This window comes from Sorangium sp. So ce590 (genome assembly GCF_051521365.1).
GTDB lineage: Bacteria > Myxococcota_A > Polyangia > Polyangiales > Polyangiaceae > Sorangium.
On record NZ_CP150346.1, the window covers coordinates 3,821,827 to 3,836,024 of the forward strand.

The window sequence follows — 14,198 nt, forward strand, 5'->3', positions numbered from 1 at the left end:
TGTGCTTGTAAATTTCTTCTGTGATTCGACGCAGAACCCTCACTCCCCCGTCGCTCCAGATTCCCCCTGAGCTCCTGGCCAACCGTCGCAGGAGCCCGCGCCGCGAGCTGAGCGAGCGGGTCCGCCTCGAGGCCGCCGACCGCGCCGTCTCCGGCTGGACGCTCAACATGAGCGTCGGCGGGCTCCGGGTGGTGATAGAAAATTCACTCGACCCCGGCACGGAGCTAACGGTCTGGCTCGACGGTAGATCTCCGCGCCCGGGTCGGATCATGTGGGTGCAGGACGAGCCGGACGGGTCGATCGTGGGGGTCTGCTTCCTGGATGCCCCCGAGGGGGCAGAGGTCCCGGGTCGCCTGGACGACGGGGCGTCGAGGTCGTCACGGTCGAGCTCGTGAGCGGGCACAAACGCGCCGGCCCGCCAGAGCGCCCCACCCCGGTCAGCGCTGGCAGCTTGACGAGGCACCCGTAATTTTGCGATGGATGGTCCTGCTCGCAGCTGGGGGTAGCCGGAAACCAGCGGAAGATGCCGACACCCGCGGAGATAAAGAAGGCCCTGCTCCAAGCCGGATTCGAGGTTTATCGCACCCGTGGCGACGCCGTTCAGGTCGCCGAGCGGGTGCGGGAGAACCTCCTCATGGACTCGGGCATCGTCGTGGGCGCCGAGCCGCTGCGGGTCGGGTTCGTCGTGCGCGCCCAGCGCAACGACTTCCCGGGCGCGACGGACGAGCAGCTCTTCGAGCGGGCGCGGCGGATGGCCGAGCCCGCCGTGGCGCGAGGCTACACCGAGGGCGAGGCCGCGCTCCTGCACGTCCGCGACCCCGGTGACGCCGAGCGGACGCTGGACACCTGGTGCGAGGTCCAGTTCGAGAAGCCGGTCGCGTCGCTCGAGCTCGCCCTCGGCGAGGTGGGGTTCGCCCTCTCGCTCGAGAAGACTGCCCTGCCGCGGTAAGCGGTCAACGATGCCCTTCGACCGAGCCGCGAGCCTGCTCGGGCCCTCGGGCCCGTTCGCGCGCGGGCTGCCGGGGTACGAGGACCGCGAGGGGCAGGTCGCGATGGCGAGCGCCGTGGAGCGGGCGATCGCGGAGGACCGCATCCTCCTCTGCGAGGCGGGCACCGGGACCGGCAAGACGCTCGCGTACCTCGTCCCCGCCATCCTGAGCGGCCGCAAGGTCGTCGTCTCGACCGCGACGAAGGCGCTCGAGGACCAGATCTACACGAAGGATCTGCCGCTCGTGGCCGAGCACCTCCGGCTGGATCCGCGCGCGGCGCTGGTGAAGGGGCTCGGCAACTACCTCTGCCTGCGCCGCTTCAACGAGCTCCGCCAGAGCCCCGGCGCGGGCGCCGGGACCGCGGGGCGCTCGCTGCCGCTCATCGAGGCGTGGGCGCAGGAGACCGAGATGGGCGACGTGGCCGAGCTCGCCTACCTCGCCGAGGGGGATCCGGTCTGGCGGGAGGTGGCGTCGTCCAGCGAGACGCGGCTGGGCGCGTCGTGCGACTACTTCGACGAGTGCTTCGTCACGCGGATGAAGCGCGACAGCGAGGCGGCGCGCCTCCTCATCGTCAATCATCACCTCTTCTTCGCGGACCTGGCCCTGAAGATCGCCGGGGCGCGCCGCGGCTTCGCCGGCGCGGGCGCGCTCCCGCCGTACGATGCGGTCATCTTCGACGAGGCGCACCAGCTCGAGGACATCGCGACGAGCTTCTTCGGCGTCCGCGTCTCGCGCGCGCGGGTCGACTCGATGCTGCGCGACGCGGACCGCGCGTTCATCACGTCGGGCCTCGCCGACCGCATCCTCGGGCGGGGCGAGGGGACGGCGATCACGGCCATCGTGCGCGAGTCCGCGGACGCCCTCTTCGATCGGCTCGCCGCGCTCGGCGGCGCCGCGGGCAGCGGAGATCGCGGCGACTCCCGGGTCCCGCTCGCCAGGGACGCGTGGTCCGGCGAGCTGCTCGGGGCCTACCATCGGCTCGACAACCACCTCGAGGCGCTCGCGGGGTACGCGAGCGCGAACGCGAGCAGCGAGGCGGTGCAGCTCGTCGGCAACCGCGCCGCCCAGCTGCGGGACGACGCCGCGCGGATCGTCGACCCCGGGACGAACCAGGTCACGTGGGTCGAGGTGCGCGGCCGCGCCGTCTCGTTCGGCGCGTCGCCGGTCGATCTCGGGCACATGCTGCGCGAGCACGTCTTCGAGCGGATCGGCGCCGTGGTGCTGACGAGCGCCACGCTGACCACGGGCGGCTCCGCCGGGTCGGGGTTCCGCTTCCTCCGCTCGCGGATGGGGCTCGACGCGGACGTGCCGGTGCCGGTCGACGAGCTCACGGTTCCATCGCCCTTCGACTACCCGAACGCGGCGCTGCTCTACACGCCGCGCGACCTGCCCGAGGCGACCGACGCGGCGTTCGTCGAGCGCGGGGCCGATCGCATCGCCGAGCTCATCGGCATCACGGGCGGCGGCGCGTTCGTCCTCTGCACCTCGGTCCGCGCGATGAACGCGCTGGCCGCCGCGCTCCGCGTCCGGCTCGCGCGCGCCGCGGCCGAGGCCCGGGCGGGCGGGGGCGCGCCGCGGCAGCCGGCTCCGCTGCTCGTGCAGGGGGACGCGCCGAAGGGCGCGCTGCTCCGCCGCTTCCGCGCCGAGCGGCACGCCGTGCTGGTCGCGACGATGAGCTTCTGGGAGGGCGTGGACGTCCCCGGCGAGGCGCTGCGCCTCGTGATCATCGAGAAGCTCCCGTTCGCGGTGCCCACGGATCCTGTCGTCGCGGCCCGGTGCGCGGCGATCGAGCAGGGCGGCGGCAACCCGTTCATCGCCTACAGCGTCCCGCAGGCCGCGATCACCTTGAAGCAGGGCTTCGGCCGGCTGATCCGCGGGCGCACCGATCGGGGCATCGTCGCGATCCTGGACCGCAGGGTCCGCACGCGCGGCTACGGCCGCGTGCTGCTCGACAGCTTGCCCGACGCGCGCCGGACCGAGCGAATCGAGGACGTGCGCGCGTTCTGGGCCGCCGCAACGGCCGGCGCGGGAGCGGAAGGCGAGGAGCGCCGGCCGGGAGAGGCGCCCTGAGGCGAGGCGCAGGGCGAGCGTCCCGGTGAGGCGGTCGCGGGGCGGGGCGAGCGGCCGCTCCGTCGATCGTCAGGGGTACGACGTCTTCCCGTAGATGCACCAGGCGCCGCCCTTCTTCAGGGCGATGGCCTGGCGGAGCTTGTAGTCCTTCTTGAACCTGGGATCGCCGTACGAGGCGCGCGAGGAGGGCACCGTCGGACTCTTGCAGTCGGCCCCGGAGGCGATGATCACGAAGTAGCGCGGGTTCTTGGCGAAGAGCGCGTCGGTGTAGCCGGTCCCCACCTTGTGCGTGTACCCGCCCGGCAGGCGCGAGACCTCGGGGCTGAGCAGCCCGAGCATGTCGACGACCGGGAAGCCCGTGCGGTACCCGATGTAGCCGATGTCGGCGACCGCGATGGGGCCGGGCTCCCCCTTCTGGACGAGCCAGTCGGCCGTGCGCCCGGCCGCGTCGTCCCAGAAGCCCTTGTCGTTGACGAGGAGGTTCCGCTGGGCCCGCACCAGCTCTCCGGTGCGGGTCGCCAGCGTGATCGCGCCGAACGCGGCGATCGCGAGCGACGCTGCCCGCTCGCGGCGCGCGGCGATCGCGCGGATCGCGTCGTCGGCGAGCAGGAACGCGAACGGCTCCGCGGGGGCCAGGAACCGGAAGTACGGCATCCAGTCGCCGCCCACGAAGACGACGTACACGCCGAAGAGCAGCGCGATCGACGCGAGCGCGAGGCCGCTCCGGCGCCGGTGGACGATGGACGAGGCGACCGAGAGGAGCCCGAGCCAGAGGAAGGTGCCGGCGTGCTGCGCGTACTTGCGGACGTAGTCGCTGCCGCCCTGGATCTGCTGCGAGAAATTGCCGGTCTTCGCGGCGAGCGTGTTCGGGAGCCACTCGCCGTAATAGCTGTGCCGCCAGAGCAGGTGCGCGGCGACCGGGAGCGCGAAGGTGAGCAGGCGGAGCACGCTCCGCCGCGAGAACGCCTGCTCCGCGTGCCAGACGACGAGCAACCCGAGGAATAGCGGCGCCTCCGGGCGGGTCAGCGCGGCGAGCGCGAACACCGCGCCGGACCAGGGGAAGGCGAGCGCGGGCCGAGGTGCGTCGCCGGAGGCGGCGGCGTCCTCTTCGCGGAAGAAGAGCTCGGTCCCGCCGAGCGTGAGCAGGAGGAAGAGCGGCGTCTCCAGCCCGAACACCGCGTAGCCGGAGAAGAGGATGCTCGTCGCGAGGAGCCACGTCGCGAGGCAGGGGACGTTCGAGAACGGGCGCAGCCGCTGCGAGAGGAGGTAGGTGGGGACGAGGGCGCCGCAGGCGCAGGCGGCGCCGAGCACCTTCGCGGCGGCCTCCGGCGTCGCGCCGACCTTCACCGCCGCGGCGAGGAGCACCGTCCAGAGGAAGTTCGTGTAGCCCTCGACGCGCTCGCCCACGTTGTAGACGAGCCCGTTTCCGTTCGCGAGGTTCTCCGCGTACCGGAAGGAGATGTACGCGTCGTCGATCGTGAAGCTCGCGACGCGCAGCGCCGCCACGAGCGTGATCAGCATCGGCACGGCCAGCCCGAGCGTGAGCTGCAGCCAGGCGGGGAGGGGAGCGCCGGCGAGCCACGTCCGCAGGTCGCGCGCCGGCGAGGTGTGGCGCTCCTCTTCCATTTCCATCGGCACCTCGCCTCCTGCCTCTTCGCTCATGTCCACGGCGCTCTTCGGCTCTTCGCTCATCGGGCGCCGACCATACCGCGACTGTCACAGCCGCAACGTCGGGCTGCGTAAATCAGGACAGGACGGTGTGCGAACACCCCGACGCAGCGCGAACGAAATTGCGCACTCTGGGCGTCGGACTACGCTGTCGAGGCAGCCAGGCGATGGCTTCCCGCTGGGAAGGAAGGAGTCGAGTGATGAGCGAGCTCGTTGCGCATCTGCCCGTGATCTGTCTCGTCATTGCCCTCGCGGCGCTCGCCGCCGCCGTGGGCCTCGCCCGCCGGGCTTCGCCCCCCGGGGCGCGCTCCCGCGCGCTCTCCGTGAGGGAGCGGGCCATCGTGGCTGCCTGCGCCGACGCGCTCTTTCCCGCCGGCGGCCCGATCCCGGTCTCCGGCACCGAGGCGGGGCTTGTCGAGTACATCGAGCACTACGTCGCCCGCACGCCGCGGCCTCTGCGGCCGTACATGCGGCTGCTCTTCCACTTCGTCGAGCTCTCGCCCTGGGTCTTCGGGCCGCGCCGCGCCCGCTTCACGCGCCTCCCGCAGGCCGATCGCATCGCGGTGCTCGCGTCGATGTCGCAGAGCTGCATCTACCTCCGGCGGGTCACGTTCCTCTCGCTCCGGACGATGCTCTCGATGGGCTACCTCGCGAACGAGAAGGTCGCCCGCGCGATCGGCGTCGCCTGCTGCGCCACGCCCTTCGAGCGCCGCGCCGCCACGCGCGCGTCGGGAGAGCCGGTCGCCGTGGAGCCCCCGTCGCTCGCGCCGGGGGTGACGGCATGAAGCTACCCGCCCCTCAGGAGCCGCCGCGCTCCGCGCACCCCGATCGCGGCGACAAGCGCTCGCTCTCCGGGGCCACGCTCCGCTCGAGGGCCGAGGTGGAGCCGCTCCCGCCCGTCGAGCCGCGCTCCCAGGTGAAGGTGTTCGCCGACTACGACGGCGAGGTGCAGGCCTCGTGCGAGGTGCTCGTCGTCGGGTCGGGGCCGGGCGGGGCGGTCGTCGCCAAGGAGCTCGCCGAGGCGGGGCGCGACGTGATCCTCGTGGAGGAAGGCCCGCCGTTCGGGGTGGAGGATTTCCGGCAGGAGGCGGGCGAGTCGCTGGCGCGCACGCTGCGCGAGGGCGGGATGCGAGCGGCCCGGGGGCGCATGCTCATCCCGACCATGCAGGCGATCGCGCTCGGCGGCGGCTCGGTCGTCAACTCGGCGATCTGCGCGCGCTCGCCCGCCTGGGTGTTCGACAAGTGGGCGGAGCGAGCGGGGACGGCGGCGATCACGCTCGACGCGCTGCTGCCCCACTACCAGCGCGTCGAGCGCCTGCTCGGCGTCTCGCCGACGCCGGTGGAGGTGCAGGGCGAGCGCAACCTGCGCTTCAAGCGCGGCTGCGACGCGCTGGGGCTGTCGAGCGAGCCGACCCACCGCAACGTGCGCGGCTGCCGCGGCTCGGGCGAGTGCTTCACCGGGTGCCGCAACCGCGCGAAGATGTCGACCGATATCTCGTACGTCCCGGCCGCGATCCGGGCAGGCGCGCGCGTGTTCACCAGCGTCCGCGCCGAGCACCTGCTCGTCTCGGGCAGGCGGGCCACCGGGATGCGCGGTCGCACCATCGAGCCCTTCACGTGGCGCGAGGGCGCGCCCGTCGAGATCCGGGCGAAGCTCGTCGTGCTCGCCGCGGGCTGCATGGCCACGCCGCTGATCCTGCTCCGCAGCGGCGCCGCCAACTCGAGCGGCCACGTGGGCAACGAGCTGCAGCTCCACCCGGGGCTCGCCATCATGGCGGTGTTCCCGGATCCCACCGATCCGTGGGAGGGCGCGACCCAGGGCTATCATTCGCTCCACTTCCTCGAGCAGGGCATCAAGCTCGAGGTCCTCTGGTCGCCCCCCGCCGTGCTTGCCGCGCGGTTCCCCGGGTTCGGGTACGACTACCAGCGTCACCTCCGGACCTACAACCGGATGGCGCCGTTCGACGTGATCATCGCGGCCGAGCAGTCGCGCGGGACGGTCCGTCCGAAGCGCGGCAGCTGGGATCCCGATGTGCGGTTCGACTACGCACCGCGCGACGTCGAGAAGATCCAGCGCGGTCTGGGCATCCTGTCCGACATCTGCTGGGCGGCCGGGGCCGCGTCGATCCTGCCCGGGCTGCACGGCGTCCCCGACGAGCTGACGTCGCCGGAGGAAGCCGAGATCTTGAAGAGCAAGCGGCTCGACGGGCGCGACACGATCACCGCGGCGAACCACGCCTTCGGCACGGCGCGGATGTCGCGGAGGCCGCGGGACGGGGTCGTCGACGAGGAGGGGCGCTGCCACGACCTCGACAACGTTTACGTCGCCGACACGAGCATCTTTCCTGGAAGTCCTGCCGTGAACCCGATGCTCACGTGCATGGCGCTGGCCGATCGCATCGCGTACGGCATCATCGAGCGCTGGTGATGCGCGCGGCGGCGTGTCACCACAGGAGTCAGCGATCCGGGGGCGTCGCGTCCGTTGCGCAGGAACGACATGTCACGGACGGCATGTGAGGGGGGCCTTGCACCCGAGAAGGAGGCAACTCCCGAGTTGATGAGGGGCCCGCGCGAGCTACAAGTTTAACGGCACGTTTCATAACGCACGGGGCCGAGCCGTCCGTCCGCCGAGCTGGGAGGGAAGCTTTGGGACCGAACGCAGTTTCTGCTGCAATTCCGCGCGGACAGGCGCGCTCGCCGCACCGGAGCCACAGCCACCACGGCCGGGTGCTCCTCGTCGAGGATGAGCCTGACCAGGCAGCCATCCTCGAGGCGGTGCTGCGCCATGAAGGGCTCGACGTGGTCGTCGCGTCGAGCGGCGAGCAGGCGCTCGAGATCCATCAGCGGACGCCGGCTGACGTGCTCGTCACGGATCTCAACCTGCCCGGGATGACGGGCGTCGATCTCATGCGCCGGCTCTCGCCGAGCGAGCTCGATGGCCCCGAGCCGAAGGCGCCGCCGCCCCACGTGGTCATGGTCACCGGCGCCGCGTCGATCACGAGCGCCGTCGACGCCCTCAAGCTGGGAGCGGCCGACTACCTGCAGAAGCCGCTCGATCCCGCCCGCCTCGTGCTGCTCGTGCGCGAGCTGCTCTCGTCGCCGCCGACCGAGTTCGACGACGACGATCCCCTCCACGGGCAGCTCGTGTTCGAGGGGATGATCGGTGGCTCGACGCGGATGCGGGAGGTCTTCACCCGCATCGATCGCGTCGCCGCGACGATGGCGCCCGTGCTGATCGTCGGCGAGAGCGGCACGGGCAAAGAGCTCGTCGCGCGCGCCATCCACAACCGGAGCCGCCGTCGCGCCGGCCCGTTCGTACCGGTGCACACCGGGGCGATCCCGCGCGAGCTCATCGGCAGCGAGCTCTTCGGTCACGAGAAGGGCTCGTTTACCGGCGCGTTCGCGGCCGCGGAGGGCAAGTTCGAGGCGGCGGCCGGCGGCACCGTCTTCCTCGACGAGGTGGGCACGATGGACGCTGCCGTGCAGGTCAGCCTCCTCCGCGTGCTCGAGACGTACCGGTTCACCCGCGTCGGCGGCCGCAAGGAGATCGAGGCCGACGTGCGCGTCGTCGCCGCGACGAACAAGGATCTGCTCGACCTCGTCGACGACTGCGTCTTCCGCGAGGACCTCTACTACCGGCTCAACGTGTTCACGGTGACGCTGCCGCCGCTGCGCGAGCGCCGGGACGACATCCTGCCGATCGCCGAGCGCTTCCTGCTCAAGTTCGCCAAGCGCTACGGCACCCCGGCCCGCCGCCTCTCGGACGCCGCCGTCGAGCGGCTGACGGAGCACGACTGGCCGGGCAACGTCCGCGAGCTGCGCAACGTCATCGAGCAGACCGCGCTCTTCGCGTCGAACGAGCTGGTCTCGGCGAACGACGTCCAGCTCGGCCAGGGCCGGATCGAGCGGCGGTCTGCCCGGCGTTCTTACGACAGCATCTCGACGGGGAGGGCCGCGGCGCCGGTCGTCCATCCCGAGCCGGCCGAGCCGCTGTCGGTGCCGATCGTCCACGTGTCCGACATGGCGGTCCCCTCCGAGCCGGCGCCATCGCACGTCGTCACAGCGCCGCCTGCGCCGCCCTCCACGGGCCCTGCCTCGCTCCCGCGGAGGCCGCAGGGGGAAGCGGGCGTGCACGAGGCCGAGCCGCCCCGGGACGCCGGTGAGGCGGCGGAGCACCCGCTCGTGCTGCGCCTCCCGGTCGGCACGCGCCTGGCCGACGCGGAGCGCAAGCTCATCCTCCTGACCCTCGAGGCCGTGCGCGGCAACAAGCAGCGCGCGGCGCGCGTGCTCGGGATCAGCCGCCGCGGCCTGTACTCGAAGCTGCAGGCGTACGGGGAGCACGTGGGCAGCCACGAGGCCCAGGGGCCGAGCGAGAGCGTCGAGCCGCAGGACCCGGTCGACGATGTGCCGGTCGTGGCCGACGAGCCCAGCCTCGACGAGCTCGGCTCCGTGCGCGGCGACGCCTGAACGGGGATCTCTCGCCGCGCCGTCCTGCCGTACGGCAGCACTCCAGCCCTGCCGGACCCCGGCACCGCTGGGTGTGAGCCAGATCCCCACCGAGCACCGGCGTTTGAGGCGCTCCGCACGGCGGCTGGTCTCACTCCAGGCGCCGGCCTGCGGGCTCCTACGATGCGTCCCGACAACGGTTACGTCGGCGGCTCGTCCCTTTGTGCTTTACGAAGGGACGACGACCTCGGCTATCGTAAAGCGGAGCTGCGAGATCAGACGCGCGACTGGCACGTCAGAGAGCGGGCCACCGGCGCGGCATCAAGGTAAACTCTACGCGACGCCTCGCCGGCACCACACCCCTGCGGGCCAGCCCCCAATGAAGATCACCTGCCAGTCCTGTCAGTCGAAATACACCGTCTCGGACGAGAAGGTCCAAGGCAGAACCGTCAAGATCAAGTGCCGCAAATGCGGCGCCACGATCCTCGTGAACAGCTCGGGCGTGACGACCAGCGGCGGGGTCGCCGATCCGGTCTCCGGCACGAGCATTCCGGCCGACGGGACCACGTACCTGGTCAACGTGGCGGATGGCGATCAACGCTCGATGACGGTGGCCGAGATCGTCGCCAGCTATCAGGCGGGGACGATCAACGCCGAGACGTACATCTGGGCGGACGGGATGGCCGACTGGCAGCCGCTCGGCCAGGTCGACACGATCGTCGCGGCGCTGCACGCTGGCAGCGCCCCGGCCTCCGTGGCCGCGCAGGACTCGGCGCCCGTGCAGTCGCAGTCCGTGCCCAGCGCCGCCGCGCCGGTCGGTCCGACGTCCCCGGGGGTCGAGGCGGTCGCGGCGGCCGCTCCTCGCGCGGCGGCGGTGCGCCGCGATCCGGCGCGCCCGACGCAGGACCTCTTCGGCGCGAGCCCGGGGCCCGAGGCGCACCGGCCCAGCTCCGACGACGTGGCCACGAGCGCTCCGCTCTTCAAGAGCGGCGCTGCTCCTGGCCAGCGCGACGAGAACTCGATGCTGTTCTCGCTGAGCGCCCTCACGGCGAAGGCCGCCCCTGCTCCGGCACGGGCGGCCGTCAGCGCCTCGGACGACTCCGGCCTCATCGACCTGAAGGCCCTCGCCTCGGGGGCCGGCGTCCGAGCGCCGTCGCCGGTCGCGAGCATCGTCGCCAGCGACGGCGGCCTGTTCCAGCTCAGCGCGCCCATCGTGACCACGGCGCGGGCGCCGTCCGTCGCGCCGCCGACCGTCGATGCCCCTGCCAAGAACCGGGCGCCGATCATCATCGGCGCCGGCATCGCGATCGCGGGCATCGCGATCGCAGGCGTCTTCCTCCTGATGAAGGGCGGCGGCGAAGCGCCGGCGCCCACCGCTGCCGAGATCACGCCGCCCGTGGCGGCGGCCCCGGCGACGACGGCGCCCCCCGAGCCCGAGCCGCCGCCGGCGCCCACCGCGACGGCGATCGCGAGCGCCACGGCGGAGCCGGTCGCGACCGCGGCGCCGACCGCCGCCCCGGCGGCAGCGGGCGCGCGCGCGGGATCGAGGCCGGCGCGTCCGGCGAGCGGCAGCACCGGGGGCAAGGCGCAGCAGTCCGGCGCGGCCTCTCCCACGCCCGCCGCCCCGGCCCCGAAGCGCGGCGGCTGCGGGTGCGCGGTGGGCGATCTGATGTGCGCGATGCAGTGCTCCGCCAAGGGCAAGTGAACGCGCGGGGGCCTGTCGTCAGGCCCCGCTGTGATCCGGAGCGCCTCGCCGGGTGAGCGGCGCTCCTGCGGCTGGCGACTCGCCAGCGCTGGCCGCGCGAGACGCGATCGCCGCGAGCCGACGGACCAGACCACGCACGAGATGAGCCGTGGCTGCCTCCGTCGAGCGGACGGCAGCAAGAACGGTGCGGCGCCCCGGGGGGCGCGCTAGCATCGTCCGTCATGACCGAGCCCGACGGGCGGCTGCACGCGCCGATTCCTCGGTGGACGCCGCGCGCTGCGCCGCTCCTCGCGATGACGCTGCTCCTCGGCGTGAGCGCTGCAGGGTGCGGCGGACAGGCGGCGATCGCGTCGGCCGGAGGGCAGGCGTCGAGCGATCACGGCGGCGCTGCGCAGGCGTCGCTCTCGGCGCCGGGCGGCCTAGCCGCGCGGGGGGCGCTCGTGACGATGGTCACGCCGTCGCTGCTGCTCCCGGATCTCGTCGGAGAGCGCGGCGTGGTGGCCAGCGAGGCAGGGGCCAAGCGGGTGCTCATCGATCGCATGCGCGTCATCGCGCGCGACGATGGATCGCTCGAGCGCGCCGCTGACCTGTTGCCGTCGGGTCAGGTCACCGCGCTCAAGCTCCCGACGCGGCTCGGCGGCGGTTACCTGTTCTACGCGTCGAACCGCGGGAGCGCGCAGCTCTGGCGAGCTCAGTCGTGGCTCGCCCCGCTCGAGCCGCTCGTCCAGCTGCCGTCGGAGGCGAACGAGATCATCGCGGGGTTCGATCGCCTCTATGCCCGGCTCTCGCACAGCCATCGGCTCTTCGCGATCGACGCGCAGACGGGCGCGGCGATGCCGCTCGGCCCGCTTCCGCCGGCGAGCGCCTACGGCCAGCTCGCGTTCGCCGACGGCTGGCGCGCCGTGGTCGAGGCCGATCTGCGCGGCCTGCTCGTCACCTTCGACGCCGGGGCCACGTGGCGTGAGGTCGAGATCGACGCGCGGCCGACCTCCGTGAGCATCATCGGCGGCGACCCGGCCGTGATGACGGCGAACGGGTTCTACTCGGTCGATGCCCGCGGCGGCGTGACGTATCGGACCCTCGATGCGTCGGACGATGTGCAGGAGCCCCCGGCGCGCGCCCAGGGGCCGTTCGGGCGGCGCGCGCTGCGCACCGCGGTCGAGGACGGGTGGCCCGACTCGAGCTCGACCGCGGTGGTGGCGCGCGGCGGCGCCCTCGCGCGCGTGTCGCTGCGCGATGGGTCGGTCGTGGACGTCGCGCCCGACGCCTACCCCGAGCGCGAGGCGACGTGCCATGCGATCCGCACCGGCGCATCGTTCGGCTTCGTCTGCGGCGAGCGCGAGGGGCCGACGACGCTCTACGCCTTCCAGCCGCCGCTCGGCATGCGCCGGCTGATGCGCTTCGACAAGCCTCGCTTCGTGGCCTCGAGCGGCAACGGCGCGCTGGTGATCCGCGGCTCGTGCGGTGAGGACGGCGATGTGCGGGACGGCCGCGCGTACTGCATCGTCGCCGCCGAGGGAGGCGCCCGCGAGATCCACGTCCGCGCGCCCGCGCGAGACATCGGCATCGAGCGTGTCGTCGCGCTCGCGGACGGCCGGGTCGCCGTCCTCTCGCCGCCTCGTCCCGGCGTGTCGGGGCAGCTCACGCTGCTGAAGGGGAGCGACGTTACGGCCGTCCCCTTGATCTTTCCGACCAAGCCCCGCAGCACGGTCCGCGACCTGCAGCGCGGCATGTGGCTGGAGGGGTTCGAGGAGCGGGAGCCTGGCGTGCTCGGCGGCTGGGTGGAGGCCGGCGGTCCGATCGTGGGCGTCCGGATCGACGTGAAGAGCGGCAACGTGACCGCCGGCGCGCCGCGCCAGGACGGTACGGGCGCGCTCCTGTCAGGACGGTTCGCGCTCTCCCTGGGAGAGGGCGAGCTCGCCGCCGAGTCGACGGACGGCGGCATGACGTGGCGCTCGATCGAGGTGCCGGAGCGCGACGACGACAGGGCGGCGTCCCGGACGCGCGCGTGCGGCCCTGTCGGCTGCGTCTTCAAGGGCTGGATCCGGGTCGGCTGGGGGAAGACGACGGTGCCGGACGATCTCGCCGAAGCGAAGCCGCCGCCGGTGCTTCAGACGCCGCTCCGCGCGGGGAGCCCGATCGGGATGCGCTGCGAGGCGCTCGGCTCCTCGACCCCGCCGCTGCCGGACAGGCCGTCGGCCGCGCGCGCCGCGCCCGCCGTGCGGCCAGCGCCGTCGGCCGCGCGCTCGGTGTCCAAGGCGACGGCGGCTTCCGCGTGGGCTCCGTTCCGCAACACCCCGCCGCCCGCGCTCGGGGCGGATGAGATCGGCTTCGACAACGGAGCCCCGTACGACATCGTGACGATGCGCGCCTACGCGTGGGGCAAGCGGGGCGCTGACTGGGCGCGCGCTGGGCGATGGCTCATCCGCTTCGATGACCGCTTCGACCCGGAGGGCGGGGTGCGCTCCAGCGGCGTGAGCGCCTCACCGTGGTCGGATGAGGCGTCGGCCGCCGAGGCGCTCGGGGTGGCGAACTACGGGACTGCCTCCTGGGGCGCGTACCTCGATCCCGGCGGACGGGCTGCGTTGACCCACGTGTGTCGGGGCGCTGGATGCAACCTGTTCGCCGTCTCCGAGGGGCTGTCGGTCCTTCCGTTTCGCGACAGCGCCGGCCGCGCCGGCAATTTCCTCCGGCCGTTCCCGAACGGCGCCGTCCGGCTCGGCGAGACCTGGTTCTTCGTGACGCCCGGCGGCTCGTACGAAGCCGTGGCGCTGTGGCGCGCCGATCTCGGGATCGCGCGGCAGCTGGCGACCTACCATCGCCCTGGGCGCACGAGCTACGGCGTCGATCCGCCGCGCCTCGTCCGGCGTGTGCTGGGCGGCGGCGTCGGCCTGCTCATCTCGACGGCCCCGGACCCTGGCGTGCGCGCCGGCTCCTGGCACGTGCTCCCGATCGATCGCGACACGGGCGCGCTCGGCGAGGCGGTGCCGCTCGGCCGCAAGGATCTCGTGGACACGCCGCTCGACCGCTGTCATCCGGGTCAGGACGGCTGGCTGCTCGACACCAGCCTGGAGGGCTCGCCGAGCTTCGATCTCGGCGGCAGCTATCCGTCCGTCGATGGCGCCGAGTTCCGGCTTCGCCTGGATCCCGGCAGCGCGTGCGTCGAGGCGATGTCGGTGAGGCTGCAGGGCACCTTCTCGAAGGCGCCCGAGAAGCAGCTCGATATCGCCGCCGGGGCGATCCCGCTCGCGGCGACCGAGCGGACGACGGGCCGGAGGTGGCGGCTGCGCTGCGAGCCGAAGGACGCTGCCAGGTGAGCG

General features: G+C 72.9%; 9 protein-coding genes. 8 read left to right on the forward strand and 1 reads right to left on the reverse strand.

The annotated features are described in order from the left end of the window. Positions 1 to 20: 20 nt before the first annotated feature. The 3 genes from WMF28_RS14470 to WMF28_RS14480 all read left to right on the forward strand — a co-directional run bounded on the left by WMF28_RS14470 (position 21) and on the right by WMF28_RS14480 (position 3,059). On the forward strand, positions 21 to 395 hold the full coding sequence (locus tag WMF28_RS14470) for a PilZ domain-containing protein (RefSeq protein ID WP_437602805.1): 375 nt from the start codon (positions 21 to 23) through the stop codon (positions 393 to 395). Between the two features lie 128 nt (positions 396 to 523). After that, the gene (locus tag WMF28_RS14475) at positions 524 to 949 is read left to right on the forward strand and encodes a hypothetical protein (RefSeq protein WP_437602806.1); all 426 of its coding nucleotides are present in this window, start codon (positions 524 to 526) and stop codon (positions 947 to 949) included. A 10-nt stretch (positions 950 to 959) separates the two neighbouring features. Beyond that, on the forward strand, positions 960 to 3,059 hold the full coding sequence (locus WMF28_RS14480) for an ATP-dependent DNA helicase (RefSeq protein WP_437602807.1): 2,100 nt from the start codon (positions 960 to 962) through the stop codon (positions 3,057 to 3,059). Between the two features lie 69 nt (positions 3,060 to 3,128). On the opposite strand, the gene WMF28_RS14485 is transcribed toward WMF28_RS14480, so the two are convergent. Next, positions 3,129 to 4,751 carry a hypothetical protein gene (locus WMF28_RS14485; RefSeq protein WP_437602808.1) on the reverse strand — a complete coding sequence of 541 codons (1,623 nt, stop codon included), beginning with the start codon at positions 4,749 to 4,751 and terminating at the stop codon, positions 3,129 to 3,131. Between the two features lie 176 nt (positions 4,752 to 4,927). Here WMF28_RS14485 and WMF28_RS14490 point away from each other — a divergent pair, with 176 nt between their 5' ends. The 5 genes from WMF28_RS14490 (at position 4,928) to WMF28_RS14510 (ending at position 14,195) form a co-directional block, all read left to right on the forward strand. Then, complete coding sequence (locus WMF28_RS14490; RefSeq protein WP_437602809.1) at positions 4,928 to 5,512, forward strand: gluconate 2-dehydrogenase subunit 3 family protein; 585 nt, start codon at positions 4,928 to 4,930, stop codon at positions 5,510 to 5,512. Further along, positions 5,509 to 7,155 (forward strand): GMC family oxidoreductase, encoded by a 1,647-nt coding sequence (locus WMF28_RS14495; protein ID WP_437602810.1) that lies wholly within the window; start codon positions 5,509 to 5,511, stop codon positions 7,153 to 7,155. Before WMF28_RS14490 ends, WMF28_RS14495 begins: the two co-directional genes overlap by 4 nt. Positions 7,156 to 7,454: 299 nt before the next feature. Continuing rightward, positions 7,455 to 9,194: a sigma 54-interacting transcriptional regulator gene (locus WMF28_RS14500; protein ID WP_437602811.1), complete on the forward strand. Its 1,740-nt coding sequence runs from the start codon at positions 7,455 to 7,457 to the stop codon at positions 9,192 to 9,194. A gap of 358 nt (positions 9,195 to 9,552) precedes the next feature. After that, positions 9,553 to 10,878, forward strand: a complete 1,326-nt coding sequence (locus WMF28_RS14505; RefSeq protein ID WP_437602812.1) for a zinc-ribbon domain-containing protein — start codon at positions 9,553 to 9,555, stop codon at positions 10,876 to 10,878. Between the two features lie 221 nt (positions 10,879 to 11,099). Then, on the forward strand, positions 11,100 to 14,195 hold the full coding sequence (locus WMF28_RS14510; RefSeq protein WP_437602813.1) for a hypothetical protein: 3,096 nt from the start codon (positions 11,100 to 11,102) through the stop codon (positions 14,193 to 14,195). The last annotated feature ends 3 nt before the right edge of the window (positions 14,196 to 14,198 follow it).

Coding starts and splice junctions, on each gene's coding strand:
- WMF28_RS14490 (WP_437602809.1), top strand. CDS start 4,928: ATGAGCGAGCTCGTTGCGCATCTGCCCGTGATCTGTCTCGTCATTGCC.
- WMF28_RS14505 (WP_437602812.1), top strand. CDS start 9,553: ATGAAGATCACCTGCCAGTCCTGTCAGTCGAAATACACCGTCTCGGAC.
- WMF28_RS14510 (WP_437602813.1), top strand. CDS start 11,100: ATGACCGAGCCCGACGGGCGGCTGCACGCGCCGATTCCTCGGTGGACG.
- WMF28_RS14475 (WP_437602806.1), top strand. CDS start 524: ATGCCGACACCCGCGGAGATAAAGAAGGCCCTGCTCCAAGCCGGATTC.
- WMF28_RS14495 (WP_437602810.1), top strand. CDS start 5,509: ATGAAGCTACCCGCCCCTCAGGAGCCGCCGCGCTCCGCGCACCCCGAT.
- WMF28_RS14480 (WP_437602807.1), top strand. CDS start 960: ATGCCCTTCGACCGAGCCGCGAGCCTGCTCGGGCCCTCGGGCCCGTTC.
- WMF28_RS14485 (WP_437602808.1), bottom strand. CDS start 4,751: ATGAGCGAAGAGCCGAAGAGCGCCGTGGACATGAGCGAAGAGGCAGGA.